At 74.4% G+C, this 2,022-nt stretch carries 2 protein-coding genes; both read left to right on the top strand.

Features of this window, described 5'->3' with window-relative positions; genetic code table 11:
• The first annotated feature begins 25 nt into the window (after nt 1-25).
• The gene (locus NBX02_RS13120; RefSeq protein WP_250291538.1) at nt 26-1,606 is read left to right on the top strand and encodes a class I tRNA ligase family protein; all 1,581 of its coding nucleotides are present in this window, start codon (nt 26-28) and stop codon (nt 1,604-1,606) included.
• Nucleotides 1,596-2,022, top strand: a 427-nt coding sequence (locus NBX02_RS13115; protein ID WP_250291536.1) for an FAD-dependent oxidoreductase, incomplete at its 3' end; no start/stop codon positions are given. The genes NBX02_RS13120 and NBX02_RS13115, both read left to right, overlap by 11 nt.

The following is a 2,022-nucleotide window of genomic DNA, read 5'->3' as shown; positions in this document are numbered from 1 at the left end:
TCGAGGAGATCGAGGAGAAGGCATCATGACCGGGCGGACAGTGGTGATCTCGCCGGCTCCCACCGCAAACGGCGACCTGCATCTGGGCCATCTGGCGGGCCCGTTCCTGGCGGCCGACGTGTACACCCGGTACGCACGCGCGACCGGCCGCGAGGTGCTGCTCGGCACCGGCATCCAGGACACCCCGAGCTACGTGGTGACCACGGCCCACCGGCTGGGCACGACGCCGGCGCGGCTGGTGGCCCGCTCCGCCCGGCAGGTGGAGGCGTCCCTGGCCGCGGCGGGGATCGGCGTCGACGGCTTCACCGGCGTCGACGAACGGTTCACCAAGACGGTCTGGGGCTTCCTGGAGCGACTGCACGCCGCCGGGAAGCTCCGGGCGCGGACGATGACGTTCCCGTACCTGCCGCGCACCGGGCAGTACCTGGTGGACGGGTACGTGCGCGGAAGCTGCCCGGTCTGCCTGGCCGACGGGTGCGCGGGGCTGTGCGAGAGCTGCGCCCATCCGGTCGCCGCGGGGGAGCTGCTCAACCCGCGTTCGACCATGTACCCGGACGAGCCGGTGCGGCCGCGCCAGGCGCGGGTCCTGGTGCTGCCCATGGAGGAGTACCGGGACGGGCTGCGCGACTACTTCGCCGGCCACGCCGCGATGATGCGCCCGCACATGGCGCAGGCCGTCCAGCAGATGCTCTCCCGGCCGCTGCCGGACTACCCGGTCACCTACCCGGGCTCCTGGGGCATCCCCGCGCACTTCCCCGAGGTCCCCGGGCAGGTGATCAACCCGAACGCCGAGCCGATGGCGTGGAGCATGTACTGCTCCGCGCTGGCGGCCGAGCGCCGGGGCACGCCGCTGGCTGCCGAGGACGAGCTGTGGCTGGCCGGGTCCGGCTCGAGCGTGGTCTACTTCCTCGGCTTCGACAACATCTACCCGTTCGCGGTCGCCGGGACCGCGATGCTGCTGGCGCACGACGGCCGCTACGACCTGCCGGAGCTGTTCCTCACCAACGAGTTCTACGAGCTGGACAACGCGAAGTTCTCCACCAGCCGGGGCCATGTGCTGGGGGGACGGGAGCTGGCGGCCGAGGTGCCGAGGGACCTGATCCGCTTCCACCTGGCCGCGACCAGCCCGGAGTTCCAGCGCACCAGCTTCAGCCGCGAGGAGCTGGCCCGGATCACCCGCTCGCGTCTGGTCGAGCCGTGGAACCGGGTGGCGGCCGAGATCGACAGGTGGGCCGGCCGAGGGCCGCTGGCGGTGTCCGAACGTTCCCGGGCAGCCGCCGCGCGCGTCACCGAACGTTTCGTCGCGGCCTACGACATGCCCTACTTCAGCCTCAACCGGGCGGCCGAGACGCTCGTCGAGCAGCTGGCCCGGCTGGCCGGGTGGACCGCGGGCCAGGGCTCGGGCACGGGCACGGGCTCGGGCGAGGACGGCGACTTCTGTCACGAGGCCGAGGTGGTGCTGCGCGGCGCGGCACCCATCCTGATCGACCTGGCCGGGCGGGCGCTGCCGGACCTCGCGATCCGCCCCGCCGGCCGCGGGCCCACCGAGATCGTGCCCAGGCGCATGCCCAGGCTCAGCGAACGGGTGGCACGTGATGCCCGCTGAGACACCGGCCGGGACGCTGACCGGAACGCCGGCTGGGACGCCGGCTGGGACGCTGACCGGGACGCTGACCGGGACGCTGACCGGGACGCCGCCGGCTGGCGCGCGGCACGTGCTCGTCGTGGGGGCGGGCGTCGTCGGCCTGCTGACCGCGCTGCGGTGCGCGCTCGCCGGCCACCGGGTCACCGTGGTGGACCGGGGCGCCGTCCCGAACCCGGTGTCCAGCTCGTTCGACCAGCACCGGGCGATGCGGGCGCTCGACCCCGCCGACCGGGCCGCCACCCGGCGGGTCGCGGCCGCCCATCACGAGTGGCTGGCGCTGGAGCGGCTGCTGGGCGCCAGGCTCTACCGCCGCGTCGGCGTGGTGACCGCCTGGCCCGCCGACGAGGCCGAGGCGGTGGCCGCGGCCGGTGCCGGCG

This window comes from Protofrankia sp. CiP1_Cm_nod1 (assembly GCF_920888515.1).
In the GTDB taxonomy this organism is placed as follows: Bacteria; Actinomycetota; Actinomycetes; order Frankiales; family Frankiaceae; genus Protofrankia.
This window is presented reverse-complemented; position numbering and strand designations above follow the sequence as displayed.

Bases quoted from the DNA above. Each gene is read 5' to 3' on its own strand.
- NBX02_RS13120 (WP_250291538.1), top strand. From the start codon at position 26: ATGACCGGGCGGACAGTGGTGATCTCGCCGGCTCCCACCGCAAACGGC.